The sequence below is a fragment of the Rhodococcoides corynebacterioides genome (assembly GCF_019834675.1).
In the GTDB taxonomy this organism is placed as follows: Bacteria; Actinomycetota; Actinomycetes; order Mycobacteriales; family Mycobacteriaceae; genus Rhodococcoides; species Rhodococcoides corynebacterioides_A.
Map to the genome: position 1 here is coordinate 445,531 of NZ_JABUBU010000002.1, position 14,191 is coordinate 459,721.

The following is a 14,191-nucleotide window of genomic DNA, read 5'->3' on the forward strand; positions in this document are numbered from 1 at the left end:
CCCGGGGCCGGTCGGTGGGGGCGGTAAAGTTTCCATTACATGTCCGCCGACCCACCACGAAAACGGACAGTGGCGGGGAAAACTACCTCTAGGGTCATCGCCATGACCCACCCCGACGGCGAGCGCGTGTCCGGCTCGTCCACCGCCCCCATGATCGCGATGCACGGAGTGCAGAAGCACTTCGGCGACTTGCACGTGCTCCGGGACATCGAGCTCGACGTTCCCGCCGGCCAGGTCGTGATCGTCCTCGGACCGTCCGGCTCCGGCAAGTCCACGCTGTGCCGCACCATCAATCGCCTCGAACCCGTCGACGAGGGCACCATCGCCGTCGACGGCAACCCGTTGCCGTCGGAGGGCAAGGCGCTCGCCGCTCTGCGCGCCGACGTCGGCATGGTCTTCCAGTCCTTCAACCTGTTCGCGCACAAGACGATTCGCGAGAACGTCATGCTCGGGCCGACCAAGGTGCGCAAGGCGAAGAAGGAGGAGGCGGAGAAGACCGCGCAGCGACTGCTCGAGCGCGTCGGCATCGCCAACCAGGCCGACAAGTACCCTGCCCAGCTCTCCGGCGGCCAGCAGCAACGTGTCGCCATCGCCCGCGCGCTCGCGATGAACCCGAAGGTCATGCTGTTCGACGAGCCGACCTCCGCGCTCGACCCCGAGATGGTCAACGAGGTGCTCGACGTCATGACCTCGCTGGCCAAGGAGGGCATGACCATGGTCGTGGTCACCCACGAGATGGGCTTCGCCCGTCGCGCCGGCGATCGCGTGATCTTCATGGCCGACGGTCAGATCGTCGAGGACACCGATCCCGAAACCTTCTTCACCGCACCGAAATCCGATCGCGCCAAGGACTTCCTGGGCAAGATCCTCAGTCACTGACGCTCTCACTCACCCACTTATCGGAGGACATTCGATGCGTTTCACCCGTACCGCCCGCGCCGCCGCCGCCGTTCTCGCGGTGGCCTTCGCCGCCACCGCTTGCGGCGGCGACGAGGCCACCAGCGCCTCGCAGAGCGCGGAGAGCGGCAACCTGACCGTCGGCATCAAGTTCGACCAGCCCGGCCTGGGCCTCCGCAACCCCGACGGCTCCTTCAGCGGCTTCGACGTCGAGGTGGCCAAGTACGTCGCCGGCAAGCTCGGCGTCACCCCCGAGAACATCACCTTCAAGGAATCGCCCTCGGCGCAGCGCGAGACGCTGATCGAGAACGGCGAGGTCGACTACATCGTGGCCACCTACTCCATCACCGACGCCCGCAAGGAGAAGGTCGATTTCGCCGGCCCGTACTTCGTCGCCGGCCAGTCGCTGCTGGTGAGCTCGTCGAACACCGACATCACCGGCCCGGACTCCCTCAACGGCGGCAAGCGCCTGTGCTCGGTGTCCGGTTCCACCCCCGCGCAGAAGGTCAAGGACCAGTACGCGCAGGACGTGCAGCTCCAGGAGTTCGACACCTACTCCGCGTGCGTCGAGGCGCTGCGCAACGGCGCGGTCGACGCCGTGACCACGGACGACATCATCCTGGCCGGCTACGCCGCGCAGTACCCGGGTGAGCTCAAGGTGGTCGGCGAGCCTTTCACCGAGGAGCGCTACGGCATCGGCCTGGCCAAGGGTGACGACGAGACCCGCGCCAAGATCAACGACGCGATCGACGCGATGATCGCCGACGGCTCGTGGCAGAAGGCCTTCGAGGACACCGTCGGCGCGTCCGGCTACCCGCTGCCCGCGCAGCCGACCGTCGACCGCTACTGATCTCGACTCGATCGACGCCGAGCGGGCGGTTCGCACCTGTCGAACCGCCCGCTCGGCGCGTCGGCTCGTTCCCTGCACATCGTCCCCACACCCGAGGAGTCGTCGGTGGACATCTTCCTTGACTACGCACCCGAGCTGCTCGACGCCTTCTGGATGACGATCAAGCTAGCCGTGCTCTCCGCGATCGGCGCCCTGATTCTCGGCACGATCCTCGCGGCCATGCGGGTCTCCCCCGTTCCCGTCGCACGGTGGGTCGGCGCCACGTACGTCACCATCTTCCGCAACACCCCGCTCACGCTGATTCTGCTGTTCTGCGCGTTCGGCCTGTACCAGACCCTGGGCGTCACGCTCGCCGATCAGGAGTCCCCGACCGGTCAGGCGGACAACAACTTCCGGCTCGCCGTGCTCGGTCTGAGCGTCTACACGGCGGCGTTCGTGTGCGAGTGCCTGCGGTCCGGCATCAACACGGTGCACGTCGGGCAGGCGGAGGCCGGGCGATCGCTCGGTCTGACGTTCTCGCAGAACATCCGCTACGTCGTGCTCCCTCAGGCGTTTCGAGCCGTGATCGCCCCGCTGGGCAGCGTCCTGATCGCGCTGACCAAGAACACCACGGTGGCCGCAGCCATCGGTGTGCTCGAGGCCGCGATCCTCATGCGCACCATGATCGAGAACGAGGCCGCCATCTTCGTGGTCGGCGGAATCTTCGCACTCGGCTTCGTGATTCTCACCTTCCCCACCGGCCTGTTCTTCGGCTGGCTGTCCAACCGATTGGCGGTGGCTCGATGAGCACGGTGCAGACCCCGACTCCCGGCGCCGACGCCTCGAAGTCCCGCACGACACGGAAGGCGCCCGCCGACCGCGCCACCGTGCTCTACGACGCGCCGGGCCCCAAGGCGAAGGTTCGCAACAACATCCTGTCCGGTGTCGTCCTGGCGGTGCTGTTACTCGGGGCGTACTTCGTGTACGTCAAGCTCGACGAGAAGGGTCAGCTGACCTCGGCCAAGTGGGACCCGTTCACGGAGTCCACCACGTGGACCACGTACCTGATCCCCGGCATCCAGGGCACTGTCGTCGCGGCCGGACTGTCGATCGTGTTCGCGCTGATCCTCGGCGCTGTGCTGGGTATCGCTCGACTGTCGGACCACAAGCCCGTGCGCGTGATCGCCGGATTCGTCGTGGAGTTGTTCCGCGCGATTCCGGTGTTGATCCTCATGATCTTCCTGTACCAGTTCTTCGCCGAGTACCAGGTGTTCAAGTCGCGGTACCTCGCGCTGGCGGCGGTGGTCACGGGCCTGACGCTCTACAACGGCTCGGTCATCGCGGAGATCGTGCGGTCCGGCATCAACTCGCTGCCCAAGGGGCAGACGGAGGCGGCCAAGGCCATCGGTCTGCGCAAGGGCCAGATCATGCGCATGATCCTGCTGCCGCAGGCGGTGACCGCCATGCTTCCCGCCATCGTGTCGCAGATGGTGGTGGCGCTGAAGGACTCGGCGCTGGGTTACATCATCGGCTACGTCGAGGTGGTGCGATCCGGCCAGCAGGTGGGTGCCTTCTACGGCAACTTCCTGCCCGCCCTCATCATCGTGGCGATCATCATGATCGCGCTGAACTCGCTCCTCACCTACGTGGCCACCGCGCTGGAGAAGCGACTGCGGCGCGGTAAGAAGAGCACCGGCGTGGTGCTCACCGGTGATGCGACGCAGCAGGGCCTGAGCACGTAGGACGGCTCGGCAGGACTGCGTCAGTTCTCGAGGCCGTCGGTGTCCGCACCGACGGCCTCGAGCTCGCTCTTGGCGATCTCGAACGCCATACCCTGCGAGAATCCGCGTCGCGCCAACATGCCGACGAGCGAGCGCAGCACCTTGTCCCGATCGGTCGACGCGGTCGCCCGTACGGACGGTGACCGCAACTTCTTCACCACCAACTCCCGCGCGCGGTCCCGCTCGTCCTCGGGATCGATGGTCTCCAACGCTTCGGCCGCAACCGCCGGGTCGATACCTTTGGTGCGCAACTCGTTCCGCAGCGCCTGCTTGCCGCGGCCGGAGTACGTGTGCCGCGATCTGACCCACTGATGGGCGAAATCGCGATCGTCCACGAGGCCGAGTTCGGTCAGCCGATCGAGCACCGACGCGGTGACCGAGGGGGTGAACCCCTTGTCGGTCAGCCGCGTCGTGAGCTCGTGCCGGCTGCGCGCCCGGTCGGTGAGCAATCGCAGAGCAGCGTCACGTGCCTGCTCCGCGGTACCCCCGCCCTCGCCGGATGCACCGCCCGCGCCGGTCATTGTCAGAACTCGACGGGCGCCGCGGCCTCGTCGGAGGTACGGACGTCGGCACCGATACCGAGCTTCTCCTTGATCTTCTTCTCGATCTCGTCGCGGATGTCGGTGTTCTCGAGCAGGAACTTGCGGGCGTTCTCCTTGCCCTGGCCGAGCTGATCGCCCTCGTAGGTGAACCACGAGCCGGACTTGCGCACGAACCCGTGCTCGACGCCCATGTCGATCAGCGAGCCCTCCTTGCTGATGCCCTTGCCGTACAGAATGTCGAACTCCGCCTGCTTGAACGGCGGCGACACCTTGTTCTTGACCACCTTGACGCGCGTCCGGTTGCCCACCGCGTCCGTGCCGTCCTTCAGCGTCTCGATACGGCGGATGTCCATGCGCACGGAGGCGTAGAACTTCAACGCCTTACCGCCCGTGGTGGTCTCGGGCGAGCCGAACATGACGCCGATCTTCTCGCGCAGCTGGTTGATGAAGATCACCGTGGTGCCGGAGTTGTTCATCGCGCCGGTGATCTTGCGGAGCGCCTGGCTCATGAGGCGCGCCTGCAGACCCACGTGGCTGTCCCCCATCTCGCCCTCGATCTCGGCGCGCGGCACGAGCGCGGCCACGGAGTCGACCACGAGGATGTCGAGTGCACCCGAGCGAATCAGCATGTCCGCGATCTCGAGGGCCTGCTCACCGGTGTCCGGCTGGGAGACCAGCAGAGCGTCGGTGTCCACGCCGAGCTTGGCGGCGTAGTCCGGATCGAGCGCGTGCTCGGCGTCGATGAACGCCGCGATGCCGCCGGCAGCCTGCGCGTTGGCCACCGCGTGCAGAGCCACGGTGGTCTTACCCGAGGATTCCGGGCCGTAGATCTCGATGACCCGGCCGCGCGGGAGGCCACCGATACCCAGGGCCACGTCCAGCGCGATGGAGCCGGTCGGAATGACGGCGATCGGTGCGCGGGCCTCGTCCCCGAGGCGCATCACCGAGCCCTTGCCGAAGTTCTTGTCGATCTGCGCGAGTGCCAGATCGAGCGCCTTGTCCCTGTCGTACGCTGCTGCCGCCATGATGGTCTCCTTCTCGACGTTCTCGTCCCCTGCATGTCTGTCGACAAGGTAGAGGGGGGCACCGACAAGAACCGCTCGGCGAGCCGATCCGCGTCGTCACTGGGATCTACTCTAAGCGAACACCTGTTCGACGGACAGGCGACACGCCGGATCGGACGCGGTCACCACCGCGAGCGCGGCACGTCGAACTCGGCGCAGAGCGCGCGCCAGACGTCCTTGGGGTCCTCCCCCGCCTCGATGGCGTCGGCCGCCGTGCGATTTCCGAGGGACAGCACCACGTGGTCCACCAGGATCGAGTCGCCGTACACCGTGCCGAACTGCTCGGCGACGAGGTCGTGGAATTCGGTCAGACGCACCGCCCCACCGTACCCGGGCATCGAGCACCGAACACATCCGCTCGCCCCGGCTTGTTCGAGTCAGGCGAGCACGCTCCGACAGACCGCCACGGGATCGCGCACCGCATCGGCACTCGCCGCGGCGCGAGCCGCGGCACGGCGGAAGGACGGTTCCCGCAGGACGCGGTCCAGCGCTCGGGCCAGCGACTCCGCGTCGGGCGGGGACACGAGCACCGAACTCCCCTGCCGCGCCGCGCGATTCGCCAGTTCCCACTGATCGCCGCCGCCGGGCACCGTCACGGCGGGGACTCCCGCCGACAGGGTCTTGGCCAACATCCCGTGGCCACCACCGCACACCACCGCCGACGCCGACCGCAGGAGGACGTCCTGCCGCCCGAGGCCGGCGACCGCCCAGGTCGGCAGGACCGAGCCGGACACCTCCAGCGCACTGATCGCCACCCGCACCGGCAGGCCCGACGCCCGCACGCGGGCCGCCGCTGCCAGCGCCACGTCCACCGTGGACGCCTCCCCGGTCGCGGCCGTGGAGGGAGCGACGACCACCAACGGCTCGTCACCCGGCGGCGGATCGAGGACGGTCTCGGTGGGTTCCCAGAGCAACGCGCCGACCAGCCGCGCGTCCGACGGCCAGTCGACCCGCGGCACCTCCAACGCGGGGATCGTCGCGATCAGTCGCCGCGCCGGTCCGGGGTCGACCGCGGGCAGTCCCACCGAGACCCGCGCCGCCGACCGCTGCACCGTGCCTGCTCGCACGGAGCGGGCCGTCAGACGACGCATCAGGCCGTCCCGCATCCGTCCCCGCACGCCCGACCCGGGCGCCAGGCCGCTGCCCAGCGGAGGCAGGGAGCGGGACGGCCGGTAGAGCGGATGCGGCGAGAGCTCCACCCACGGGACTGCGCACCGCTCGGCGGCCAGGCCCCCGCCGGCGGTCAGGACGTCCGCGACCACCAGATCGGGGGCGAGGTCGGTCAGCACCGGCACCAGTTGCGTCGACATGTGGGCCGCACGGCCGTGGATGCGGTGACCGGCGTCGGCGTCGTCGTCCTCGGGCCGCGGTTCCAGACCCGGCAGCGCACGGACGTCGAGACCCGCCGCGCGGCCGGCCTCCCACCAGCGCTCGCCGGTAAGCACCACCGCCTCGTCGCCCGCGGCGCGGAACCGCTCGGCCAGGGCCATCGCCGGAAACGCGTGTCCGGCGTCGGGGCCGGCGATCAGCACCACTCGCACCGGGTCAGCGTAGCCAGCCGCGGCGCTGGGGCCGGCGCTCCGTCAGAACATCGAGTCGACGGTCTTGTCGGTGCGGTTCTCGTCCGTCATCGACCGGTACAGGAAGTACAGACCGGCGCCGACCACCGCCAGAGCCAGAAGCGGGAAGAGCGCCTTCAGCACGGCGCCCAGGATCACCACTGCGAGCCAGACCAGCACGATCGCTCCGAGGATCTTCCAGAACATGTCGTCCACCTTTCGTCGTGGTGCGGTGTCGGGCGCTTCTCGCCGACGATCACCGCGCACCTCGATCGTGACAGACAACGGGACGGAAAACCCTCTCCGAGCTGCGATTTCAGGGTCGATCTCAGGGTGGTCACCCACCCGCCGACGGGCGTCTCGGGGGACGACCCGGAGGTCAGGACCGGTCGAGCCGATCCAGTCCGTACGCCCACCCCTCGAGCCGGTCGGTGGCGAACTGCAACGCGTCGCGACGCGTGTCCTGCGCGGCCACGGACCCGGAGGCGGGTGCGGTGAGAAGTGCGGCCGCGGCCACCAGGCCGTCGTACTGCTCGACGCCCTCGTGCAGACGGCGGACCGCCGCCGGAATGGTGGCGCGGAGATGGGCCGCGGCGGTCTCGTTGCCCGACGCCGCCCGTTCCATGGCGACGACGTCGTCCGCCACCGCGGTGAGCGACGCGGCCGCGGCGGCGGCGATGCGAGAGGTGTCCTGGACGTCGTCCTCGGCGACGGCCCCGGACCGGGACACGATGCCGAGCAACTCGTGAAGGCTCTGCTCCGATCGGCGCAACCGGTCCATCGGTTCGCGCGCCGCCGACCCGTACGGCGGCAGGGAGCGGGGAGCCGGCCGGGCCGCCGGCAGCGGCTCACCGCGCAGACGCCGATACGCCAGAGCCGCCGCCACCGAGGGCACGGCGAGCAGCGCCGTGGTACCGGCACCGCCCACGATCACCCACTCCGGAGCGGCCGCGACCGCCACCATCGCTGTCCCGACCGCGCTGGACCCCGACGCCGCACCGAAAAACGTGGCCCGACGACGAGTGCGTCGGAGTTTGCGTTCGGCGCGCCGCCGGGGATCGTTCCAGGTGCGGGCGGACTCGATCAGGGGCCGGGCCGCCCGCGCGACGACGACGGCTCGGCCCTGAAGTCGATCACGCATGACGTTCGCACAGCCCCCGATCCGGCGTCAGTTGGCCTGCGGACGTTCCGGATTCGCCTGCGGCGACAGGTTCTTCGGCGCAGCAGCGGGATCGGCCGTCGGCCCCGAGGTGAGAGCGTCGCCCTTCATCGAGGCGCGAATCTGCTCGAGGCGGCTGTGTCCGGCCATCTGGACACTCGCCTGCTGGACTTCCATCATCCGGCCCTGCACGGAGTTCTGCGCGAGCTCCGCGGAGCCCAACGCATCGGCGTAGCGACGCTCGATCTTGTCGCGCACCGCGTCGAGGCTGGGCGTGTTGCCGGGGGCGGACAGCGTGGTGTCCATCGAGCGCAGGCTCTCGGAGACGCGCTCCTGCATCTTGGCCTGCTCGAGCTGGCTGAGCAGCTTGGTGCGCTCGGCGACCTTCGACTGCAGCGTCATGGCATTCTGCTCGACGGCCTTCTTGGCCTGGCTGGCGGCCTGCAGGGCCTGATCGTGCAGGACCTTGAGGTCCTCGACGCCCTGCTCAGCCGTGACCAGCTGCGCTGCGAACGCCTCCGCCGCGTTGGTGTACTGCACGGCCTTCTCGGTGTCCCCGGCGGCGTTGGCCTGGTCGGCGAGTGTGACGGCCTGACGGGCGTTGGCGTTGAGCTTCTCCACCTCGTCGAGCTGGCGGCTCAGCTTCATCTCCAGCTGCCGCTGGTTGCCGATCACCGAGGCGGCCTGCTGCGAGAGGGCCTGATGCTGACGCTGCGCGTCCTCGATGGCCTGTTGGATCTGGACCTGCGGGTCCGCCTTCTCGTCGATCTTCGAGTTGAACAGGGCCATCAGATACTTCCAGCCCTTGACGAAAGGATTGGCCATCGGTTCTTCCTGCCTCCATGTGGAATCCGCCGCTACGCGACCCGGCCGGCGACGGTCACCGGCCGCTGTTCATTCGCCCATCGTTCCACGCGCGCCGCCCGATTTCGAACCTTCGGGTCTCACCCCGGTCTCGAACGGCCCCGCGCGGGCCGGCGGGATCAGGCCGCGGCGAGTGCCCGCGCGGCCGGTGCCGGAATCACGACGCGAGTGCCGTCGTCCACCCGCACGCCGGGCGTGACGCCTCGGTCCTCGGTGACCGGCGTCAGCGCCTCGCTGACGTCGGACAACACGTGCGACAGCGGAACGTCGAGCGCCTCGCAGATCGCGTTGAGCAGTTCGCTCGACGCTTCCTTGCGTCCACGCTCCACCTCGGACAGATATCCGAGGCTCACTCGCGCCGTGGTGGAGACCTCGCGCAGCGTGCGGCTCTGTGCGACCCGAGTGCGGCGAAGACTGTCGCCGAGTGCCTCACGCAGAAGCATCATGTGGCCTCTCCTCAGTTTCTCGTGCGGTGGGCCGGACCCGCGGTGTCGACCGCCGGCTCGACGACGTCACCGCCGCCGGAACCCGTCCCGTTCTTCGTCCAACGCCGAGACCGCCCCGGTGGTTCCCGACTCTCGACGTGGATTCGGTTACCCGGCCGGGTAGGGGCGAACCCAGCCCGGCGCGGGTGGATGAACCCTAGCGCCACGGCGTCGTCGGGGCGCGCACCGAGGCGGGCACGATCAGCGCGCCTCGGCCGCCGTCGCCACGCGCGGGCGCATCGCCGACACCACGTAGTCCACGCCCGTGACCACGGTGAGGATCACCGCGGCCCACATGAGCACCGTCGCCACGGGCAGTACCGCGGCCGGCAGGGGCATCACGTAGAGCCCGATGGCGACGCCCTGGACGAGCGTCTTGAGCTTGCCGCCGCGGCCGGCCGGAATGACCCCGTGTCGGAGCACGGCGAATCGCAGCAGCGTGATGCCGAGTTCGCGTGCACCGATCACCACCGTGATCCACCACGGCAGTACCTCCAGCACGGACAGTCCGACCAGGGCCGCGCCGATCAGCGCCTTGTCCGCGATCGGGTCCGCCATCTTGCCGAACTCGGTGACCAGACCGTGCTTGCGGGCCAGCTGACCGTCGATGCGGTCGGTCACCGCGGCCATGGCGAACACCGCGAAGGCCGCCCACCGCCACCCGACGCTCTGGCCGTCCTCCGCGAACAACGCCCACAGGAACACCGGCACCAGCAGGATGCGCGCGACGGTGAGGACGTTCGCGATGTTCAGCAGGGGAACCGGACGCACCGGAACCGGCGCCACCACCGCGTCGTCTCGCGGGGCCGCGGCGCTGCCGCCGCTCCGCGCCTCGGACGCCGCGGCGCTGCCGCCGCTCCACGCATCGGACGCCGCGGCGCTGCCGCCGCTCCGCGCATCGGACTCCGCGCTCACGTCGGGCAGCCCGCGGGGCGGGGCGACGACGACGCTGCGGCACTGGGCACGGCCTCACAATATCGGTACGTGTGGGCACTACTGTCTCCCCCATGACTTCCGAGCTCGATCCGGACCCCGGTGTCGGCCGCGACGCCCCCGATGCGGTGTCGCCGACCACCGAGCGGGTCCGCATCCGTCGCGCGCGGACGTCGGACATCCCCGAGATCAAGCGGCTCATCGACATCTACGCGGGGCGCATCCTGCTGGAGAAGAACCTGGTGACCCTCTACGAGGCGGTGCAGGAGTTCTGGGTCGCCGAGGTCGACGGCGTCGTGGCGGGATGCGGCGCGTTGCACGTGCTGTGGGCCGATCTCGGCGAGATCCGCACGGTGGCCGTCGACCCGGCCGTCAAGGGCCACGGCGTCGGCCATCTGGTGGTCACCACCCTGATCGACGTGGCGCGCGAGCTGCAGTTGTCGCGGTTGTTCGTCCTCACCTTCGAGGTGTCCTTCTTCGCCCGCCACGGGTTCACCGAGATCGAGGGCACCCCGGTCACCGCGGAGGTGTACGCCGAGATGTGCCGGTCGTACGACACCGGTGTCGCCGAGTTCCTCGACCTCAGTTACGTCAAGCCGAACACCCTGGGCAACACCCGCATGTTGCTCACCCTCTGACCGTCGGCCCGAACCCCGACCGACCGACCCACCGATCCGACCGACCCCACCGACCCGAACGGACATCCCCGTGCCGCATTTCCTCGTCCACTACACCTACTCGCCCAGCACCGCCGACGGCCGTGACCGCGTCCGCGCCGAGCACCGGGACTGGCTGCGGGAGCAGATCGCGCAGGACCGCGTGGTGACGGCGGGCCCGTACCCCGACGACAGCGGCGCCACGATCGTCGCGCGGGGATCGGACGAGGCCGACGTGCGCGATCTGTTCGCCGACGACCCGTTCGTCCGCGACGAGTTGGTCGACGCGATCGCGATCCAGGCCTGGAAGCCGGTGCTCGGCGCACTCGCCTGACCGACGAAACACGAACGCCACGGCCCGGCGGATCTCATAGGATCTGCCGGGCCGTGGCGTCGTCGAGGCGGGATCAGCGGGCGGTGGTGTCCCGGTCGACCTCGCCGGCGGTACCGGCGTCGACCGAGTCCGCTCCGGCGTCGTGGCTCTCCTGGACCTTCTGCGCCGACTGTCCGCGCGTCTTGATCAGGCTGGCGATCGTGGTGACGGCCAGGATGCCGACGATGACGCTCAGCGAGAGGCCCGTCGTGATCTCGGGGACCGCGACGTGCTCGCCGCCGTTGATGAAGCCGAGCTCGTTCTCGTGGAGCGCGTGCAGGACCAGCTTCACACCGATGAACGCGAGCACCAATGAGAGGCCGTAGGACAGGAACACCAGGCGGTCGAGCAGGCCGCCGATGAGGAAGTACAGCTGGCGCAGACCCATCAGGGCGAACGCGTTGGCCGTGAACACGATGTAGGGCTCGGTGGTGAGGCCGTAGATCGCGGGGATCGAGTCGAGCGCGAACAGGATGTCGGTGAAGCCGATGACGACCAGCGCCAGCAACATCGGGGTGACGACGCGCTTGCCGTCGATCTTCACGGTCAGACGGTCACCGTGGTACTCGTCGGTGGTCGGCAGCACCTTCTTGGCCAGGCGCATGATCTTGGTCTCTTGCTCGACCTCGTTCTCCTCCTCGTGGCCGGCCTCCTTGATCAGCTTGTAGGCCGTGTAGATCAGGAACGCGCCGAAGAGGTAGAACACCCAGCTGAAGTTGTTGATGGCCGCCGCACCGAGGGCGATGAAGCCACCGCGCATGACCAGCGCCATGACGATGCCGATGAGCAGCACCTTCTGCTGGTACTGCCGCGGGACCGCGAAGGTCGTCATGATGATGAGGAAGACGAACAGGTTGTCGACGCTCAGCGCCTTCTCGGTGATGTATCCCGCGAAGTACTCGCCGCCGTAGGTCGACCCGTACTGCCAGAAGACGATGCCGCCGAAGACGACCGCCAGCGCGATGTAGACCGCGGACCACGTGGCCGACTCCTTGAAGGTCGGCTCGTGCGGCGTGCGCACGTGCGCGAAGAAGTCGAAGACGAAGAGACCGAGGATCACCACGCAGGTGACGATCCAGACGGTGGTGGAGACGTTCATGTAAGGGCTACCTCCGGTAGGCCAGCGTAGGGCTCCGGAGGTCTCTCCCGTCGCGTCCTCGCCGTTGGGTACAGCGGGCATCGACCGTGGACCCGGATCGAGGCAGGGCTCGATCGTGCTGACGGGTCCGTCGCGAGTGGGGATACTCCCCTCCTCGGACAATGATGCCACAGCGCTGGTGTGCAGCGTCCCCACGAGCGCTCGATACTCGGTAAAACCCCGGTAAAGACGGCCGGGCTATGAGCGACGTCACCCCCACTAGCAACCGGGGTGTGGTCCGGTTGCCTACTCGTCGTCCTCGCCCGCGGCGGGGTCACCGCCCTTGATCGACCACAGCAGGCCGTCGAGCTCGTCCGGCTTGACCAGCACGTCGCGCGCCTTCGAGCCCTCGCTGGGCCCGACCACGCCGCGGGTCTCCATGAGATCCATCAGGCGGCCCGCCTTCGCGAACCCGACGCGCAGCTTGCGCTGCAGCATCGACGTCGAGCCGAACTGGCTGGTCACCACCAGCTCGATGGCCTGCAGGAGGACGTCGAGATCGTCGCCGATGTCCGCGTCGACGTCCTTCTTCTCCGCGGCCTTCTGCGTGGTCACGCCCTCGGTGTACTCCGGCTCCGCCTGGTTCTTGGCGGCGTCGACGACGGCGGTGATCTCCTCGTCGGTGATGAAGGCGCCCTGCAGGCGGGTCGGCTTGCCCGCGCCCATCGGCAGGAACAGCGCGTCGCCCATGCCGATCAGCTTCTCGGCACCCTGCTGGTCGAGGATGACGCGCGAGTCGGTGAGCGAGGACGTCGCGAACGCCAGGCGCGAGGGCACGTTGGTCTTGATCAGACCGGTGACGACGTCCACCGACGGACGCTGCGTCGCCAGCACCAGGTGGATGCCGGCGGCTCGCGCCTTCTGGGTGATGCGCACGATCGCTTCCTCGACGTCCCGCGGCGCGGTCATCATGAGGTCGGCGAGCTCGTCGACGATCGCCAGGATGTACGGGTACGGCTTGTAGACCCGCTCGCTGCCCAGCGGGGCCGTGATCTCCCCCGACCGGACCTTCTTGTTGAAGTCGTCGACGTGGCGCACCCGGTTGGCCTGCATGTCCTGGTAGCGCTGCTCCATCTCCTCGACCAACCACGCCAACGCCGCCGCCGCCTTCTTCGGCTGCGTGATGATCGGGGTGATGAGGTGCGGGATGCCCTCGTACGGCGTCAGCTCGACCATCTTCGGGTCGATGAGGATCATCCGCACTTCCTCCGGCGTCGCCCGCGCGAGCAGGGACACCAGCATCGAGTTCACGAAGGACGACTTGCCCGACCCCGTCGAGCCCGCCACCAGCAGGTGGGGCATCTTGGCGAGGTTCGCGCTGACGAAATCGCCCTCGATGTCCTTGCCCAGCCCGATCACCAGCGGGTGGTGGTCCTTCCGCGTGGACGGCGCCGTGAGCACGTCGGCCAGGCGCACCATCTCGCGGTCGGAGTTAGGCACCTCGATGCCCACCGCGGACTTGCCGGGGATGGGCGCGAGCAGACGCACGTTGTCCGTGGCCACCGCGTAGGCGATGTTCCGAGCCAGGGCGGTGATCTTCTCGACCTTCACGCCGGGGCCGAGCTCCACCTCGTAACGGGTCACCGTGGGGCCGCGGGTGAAACCGGTGACGGCCGCGTCGATCTTGAACTGCTCGAGAACCTCGGAGATGGCCTCGATCATCGCGTCGTTGGCCTGACTGCGCTTCTTCGGCGGGTCGCCCTCGATCAACAGCGACAACGACGGCAGGACGTAATCGCCGTCGACGACGCGGTCGACCACCATGCGATCGGCGTCGGCATCGGGCGCGGGCTCGCCGACCGTCCGCGTCGGTCGGCGAGCCCGCGCCCAGATGCCACAGGCCCAGCACGGGGAGACCGACGAGCAGCGAGCCGAGGACCACCCGCGGGCGGTCGCGCCACGGGTGGCGGC

At 68.8% G+C, this 14,191-nt stretch carries 17 protein-coding genes; 6 read left to right on the forward strand and 11 right to left on the reverse strand.

What is annotated here, in order from left to right; translation table 11 throughout:
- The first annotated feature begins 150 nt into the window (after positions 1-150).
- From gluA to HQ603_RS06425, 4 genes are all read left to right on the forward strand, one after another.
- Positions 151-879 carry a glutamate ABC transporter ATP-binding protein GluA gene (gene gluA, locus HQ603_RS06410; protein WP_139277364.1) on the forward strand — a complete coding sequence of 243 codons (729 nt, stop codon included), beginning with the start codon at positions 151-153 and terminating at the stop codon, positions 877-879.
- A gap of 34 nt (positions 880-913) precedes the next feature.
- On the forward strand, positions 914-1,747 hold the full coding sequence (locus HQ603_RS06415) for a glutamate ABC transporter substrate-binding protein (RefSeq protein WP_068365439.1): 834 nt from the start codon (positions 914-916) through the stop codon (positions 1,745-1,747).
- Positions 1,748-1,852: 105 nt separating this feature from the next.
- On the forward strand, positions 1,853-2,533 hold the full coding sequence (locus HQ603_RS06420; RefSeq protein ID WP_222683688.1) for an amino acid ABC transporter permease: 681 nt from the start codon (positions 1,853-1,855) through the stop codon (positions 2,531-2,533).
- Positions 2,530-3,468 (forward strand): amino acid ABC transporter permease, encoded by a 939-nt coding sequence (locus tag HQ603_RS06425; protein WP_222683689.1) that lies wholly within the window; start codon positions 2,530-2,532, stop codon positions 3,466-3,468. The genes HQ603_RS06420 and HQ603_RS06425 overlap by 4 nt, the downstream gene beginning before the upstream one ends.
- 20 nt (positions 3,469-3,488) lie before the next feature.
- On the opposite strand, the gene HQ603_RS06430 is transcribed toward HQ603_RS06425, so the two are convergent.
- From HQ603_RS06430 to pgsA, 9 genes are all read right to left on the reverse strand, one after another.
- Positions 3,489-4,028, reverse strand: coding sequence for a regulatory protein RecX (locus HQ603_RS06430; RefSeq protein WP_222683690.1), 540 nt, complete (start codon positions 4,026-4,028; stop codon positions 3,489-3,491).
- Positions 4,029-4,030: 2 nt separating this feature from the next.
- A complete protein-coding gene (gene recA, locus HQ603_RS06435) occupies positions 4,031-5,074 on the reverse strand; it encodes a recombinase RecA (protein ID WP_068100790.1) in 1,044 nt (347 codons plus the stop codon).
- 161 nt (positions 5,075-5,235) lie between these two features.
- A complete protein-coding gene (locus HQ603_RS06440; RefSeq protein WP_068100788.1) occupies positions 5,236-5,430 on the reverse strand; it encodes a DUF3046 domain-containing protein in 195 nt (64 codons plus the stop codon).
- A gap of 60 nt (positions 5,431-5,490) precedes the next feature.
- The gene (locus HQ603_RS06445) at positions 5,491-6,654 is read right to left on the reverse strand and encodes a glycosyltransferase (RefSeq protein WP_222683691.1); all 1,164 of its coding nucleotides are present in this window, start codon (positions 6,652-6,654) and stop codon (positions 5,491-5,493) included.
- A gap of 42 nt (positions 6,655-6,696) precedes the next feature.
- Positions 6,697-6,879: a hypothetical protein gene (locus HQ603_RS06450; RefSeq protein ID WP_222683692.1), complete on the reverse strand. Its 183-nt coding sequence runs from the start codon at positions 6,877-6,879 to the stop codon at positions 6,697-6,699.
- A 172-nt stretch (positions 6,880-7,051) separates the two neighbouring features.
- Positions 7,052-7,813, reverse strand: a complete 762-nt coding sequence (pspM, locus tag HQ603_RS06455; protein WP_261773398.1) for a phage shock envelope stress response protein PspM — start codon at positions 7,811-7,813, stop codon at positions 7,052-7,054.
- Between the two features lie 27 nt (positions 7,814-7,840).
- Positions 7,841-8,656: a PspA/IM30 family protein gene (locus tag HQ603_RS06460; protein WP_222683693.1), complete on the reverse strand. Its 816-nt coding sequence runs from the start codon at positions 8,654-8,656 to the stop codon at positions 7,841-7,843.
- Between the two features lie 158 nt (positions 8,657-8,814).
- The gene (locus HQ603_RS06465; protein ID WP_222683694.1) at positions 8,815-9,141 is read right to left on the reverse strand and encodes a helix-turn-helix domain-containing protein; all 327 of its coding nucleotides are present in this window, start codon (positions 9,139-9,141) and stop codon (positions 8,815-8,817) included.
- A gap of 240 nt (positions 9,142-9,381) precedes the next feature.
- Positions 9,382-9,969 carry a CDP-diacylglycerol--glycerol-3-phosphate 3-phosphatidyltransferase gene (gene pgsA, locus HQ603_RS06470; RefSeq protein WP_222683748.1) on the reverse strand — a complete coding sequence of 196 codons (588 nt, stop codon included), beginning with the start codon at positions 9,967-9,969 and terminating at the stop codon, positions 9,382-9,384.
- 218 nt (positions 9,970-10,187) lie between these two features.
- Between pgsA and HQ603_RS06475 the strand changes: the two genes are divergently transcribed.
- Complete coding sequence (locus HQ603_RS06475; protein WP_222683695.1) at positions 10,188-10,751, forward strand: amino-acid N-acetyltransferase; 564 nt, start codon at positions 10,188-10,190, stop codon at positions 10,749-10,751.
- A gap of 70 nt (positions 10,752-10,821) precedes the next feature.
- A complete protein-coding gene (locus HQ603_RS06480; RefSeq protein ID WP_222683696.1) occupies positions 10,822-11,103 on the forward strand; it encodes a YciI family protein in 282 nt (93 codons plus the stop codon).
- A 73-nt stretch (positions 11,104-11,176) separates the two neighbouring features.
- Here HQ603_RS06480 and HQ603_RS06485 read toward each other — a convergent pair whose 3' ends face one another.
- The gene (locus HQ603_RS06485; RefSeq protein WP_222683697.1) at positions 11,177-12,241 is read right to left on the reverse strand and encodes a TerC family protein; all 1,065 of its coding nucleotides are present in this window, start codon (positions 12,239-12,241) and stop codon (positions 11,177-11,179) included.
- Between the two features lie 285 nt (positions 12,242-12,526).
- Positions 12,527-14,191: DNA translocase FtsK (locus HQ603_RS06490; RefSeq protein WP_261773399.1), on the reverse strand; the 1,665-nt coding region annotated here is incomplete at its 5' end.